This is a genomic window from Actinoplanes sp. NPDC051633, from assembly GCF_040681735.1.
Lineage (GTDB): Bacteria > Actinomycetota > Actinomycetes > Mycobacteriales > Micromonosporaceae > Actinoplanes.
In genome coordinates this window covers 1-2,431 of record NZ_JBFAZH010001152.1, presented here as the reverse complement: position 1 = coordinate 2,431, position 2,431 = coordinate 1, and the positions used below count along the sequence as shown (strand labels likewise).

Annotated in this window: 4 protein-coding genes and 1 riboswitch; of the genes, 2 read left to right on the top strand and 2 right to left on the bottom strand. The window is 71.7% G+C overall.

All coding sequences use genetic code 11. The features are described from left to right. Positions 1-483: GAF domain-containing protein (locus AB0M20_RS38285; RefSeq protein ID WP_364305793.1), on the bottom strand; the 483-nt coding region annotated here is incomplete at its 3' end. 124 nt (positions 484-607) lie between these two features. Between AB0M20_RS38285 and AB0M20_RS38280 the strand changes: the two genes are divergently transcribed. Both AB0M20_RS38280 and AB0M20_RS38275 read left to right on the top strand, forming a co-directional pair. Further along, positions 608-871, top strand: a complete 264-nt coding sequence (locus AB0M20_RS38280) for a hypothetical protein (RefSeq protein WP_364305792.1) — start codon at positions 608-610, stop codon at positions 869-871. After that, complete coding sequence (locus tag AB0M20_RS38275; protein WP_364305789.1) at positions 861-1,502, top strand: Fic family protein; 642 nt, start codon at positions 861-863, stop codon at positions 1,500-1,502. Before AB0M20_RS38280 ends, AB0M20_RS38275 begins: the two co-directional genes overlap by 11 nt. On the opposite strand, the gene AB0M20_RS38270 is transcribed toward AB0M20_RS38275, so the two are convergent. Then, entirely contained in the window at positions 1,462-1,980 is a 519-nt protein-coding gene (locus tag AB0M20_RS38270; RefSeq protein WP_364305787.1) for a DUF4188 domain-containing protein, read from the bottom strand. The two genes, AB0M20_RS38275 and AB0M20_RS38270, sit on opposite strands and share 41 nt — an antisense overlap. Before the next feature lie 242 nt (positions 1,981-2,222). Continuing rightward, a riboswitch (cobalamin riboswitch) is annotated at positions 2,223-2,427 on the top strand. Positions 2,428-2,431: the final 4 nt, after the last annotated feature.

The window sequence follows — 2,431 nt, the reverse complement described above, 5'->3', positions numbered from 1 at the left end:
GGTGCCGGCGCCCCGGGTGCGCACGATCGCCGCGGCCGCCGTCTGGGTCAGCACTTCGAGGTCGTCCACGTCGCGCGTGGAGAACGAGCCGGCTCGCGGCGCGAAGGTCACACTGACCGCGATCACCTCGCCGCGCCACCAGATCGGCACCGCGGCGGCGGGCCCGCGCCGCGCCGGATCGGTGCCGGCGAGGTGCCCGGCGCGCAGCTGGCCGTACTCGGGGATGACCACCGGGCGGCGGCTGCCGTACGCCCGGCCGGTTGCGCCCTCGTCGAGCGGGAAGGTGTCGCCGAGGCGGCAGAACAGGCCGTGCTCGGCGGCCTTCATGTAGCGCCCGGCGGCCGCGTCGATCAGGGAGACGCTCCCCGCGGCCGACCCGGTCAGCCGCGCGGTGTGCCGCAGCAGCCGGCGCAGCACGGGCGCCAGCCGCAGGTCGCCGTAGACGTCGGCGACCGCTTCATCGAGCCGGAACTCGGGCGTCACAGCACGAACATATGTTCCGCCTGGTCAGGACGGAAGAGATACTGGCCTCCGGGCCTGGGTCGAGGAGCTGAGCGGACGGTTCGGCCGGTTCCTGCCGATCGCGCCCGATGCCACCGACGACGAGGTGCGCGACGTCTGGGAGCGCGCCGTGGCACACCTGGTCACCGTGGTGGTCGAGCGGACCGGCGCGGAAAGCGGCTGGTACATCCACTGCCGCCAGGTGCTCGGCTGGTTCCTGTCCGCCGCGGGGATCCCCGAGGACCGGCACGCGGACCTGATCGGATCAGCGACCGGCGGCGTCTTCTCCAGCTGGGCCGAACCGGGCGACCAGGTCATCGGCGAGATCGCCGGCCGCCTGGCCGACACGGTCCTGCGGCATGACGACTGACCACCTGGCGCAGTGGTGGCGGGTCCGCGGCGAGGTGCCGTGGGCGACGGCGTCCCGGCCGCTCACCGGCCCGGTCGGCGGCCACCGCGACGGTTTCCTGGACTTCGCTTCCCCGGCCGTGCTGCGCTCGGCCGCCGAAGCCCCCGAGCTCACCTTCGCAGTGCTGGCGCGCTGGCAGGCGCAGGTGCTGCGGGTGCCGGTGGCCGGCTTCCGCACCGGCGTCGCCTACGCGAAGGGCGGACGCGAGCGGTACGGGCTGGAGCGCGACACCCGGCCGAGGTTCGAGGCGTGCCTGGCCGAGGCGGCCGACCCGGCGGTGCCGCTGCCGTCGAGGGCCGCCAGGATCTACCTGGACGTGCTGTTCGTGCACCCTTTCGACGACGGCAACGCCCGCGCGGCAATGCTGTGCCTGTACCACGTGCTGAGCCGGGACGGCGTGACGCTGGACCTGGCCGCGCCGATACTCACCGTCGTCCGCCGGGCCGGCGACCTCCCCGGCACCCTCGACCTGATCCGCCTGATCGAGGTCCTGATCGAAGCCACTGACCGCCGCTCAACGAGGTCCGTCCAACGGCAAGAAGAGACAGAACTTATTGCCCGGTCCCGGGGGTGTAGAGGTCGTCCTCGGTGACGACCGGGGCGATGTCGTCCTCCGGGCGGCCGACCCGTGCGGCCGAGCCGAACATCGCGCCACGGGCCGGGTGCACCGGAGCGAAGGATGCGAAGCCGCGGCGCTGCGGGATGTCGTCGTAGACCGCCTCCATGCCGCCGCGCAGCAGGTAGGTCTCGTGCCAGAAGCCGGTGCCGCCGCTGTCGCGCAGGAAGTCGCGCCACCACAGGCGGTGCGGCTCGGAGCGGGCCCAGGCCAGCAGCGTGGGTAGGTCCCGCCAATACTGGCGGATGCCGAGGTGCATGGGGAACAACGACCAGAGGAGCGGCTCGTGCGCGAGCAGCCCTTCCGGCTTGTCGTCCGACCGGCCGATCCGCGGGCCGCGGGCCATCAGGGTGCGCAGGCCGTAGAGCCGGTTGACGCGCATACCCAGATAGACCACCACCAGGTCGGGATAGGACGACAGGTCGACGGTCTCTCGATTGACGCGGCTCGGCATCGCCGGATCTCCTTCAGGTCAGGGATCCTCCGATGGTAAGGCCGCGCATCGACCATCTACGTGATGTGCACGGCCTTCTCGATCAGTTCCCAGCCCAGGATCAGCACTCGCGCTACCGCGCTGCTGGCGGCCGGGCTGCGCCGTAACCTTCGCTCTTGAGCCGGCGCCCGCGATCCACCCGATGCGTCCGGCGACACGCCGACACAGCATCTTGTGTTGTGGTTTCGGTCGCGTACCCATATATGGTGTCTCTCGCAGCTGGTTCGGCCGTCGCTTCCCGGCGGTCGAGGCAAGAGGGAACCCGGTGGGAATCCGGGACTGCCCCGCAGCGGTGAGTGGGAACGACCGCCGTCATCGAGCACTGGGCGTGAGCCCGGGAAGCGACGGTCAGTAGGCAGAAGTAGACGCCCACGAGTCCGAAGACCTGCCAGCGCGCCGCGCACCGACCGGT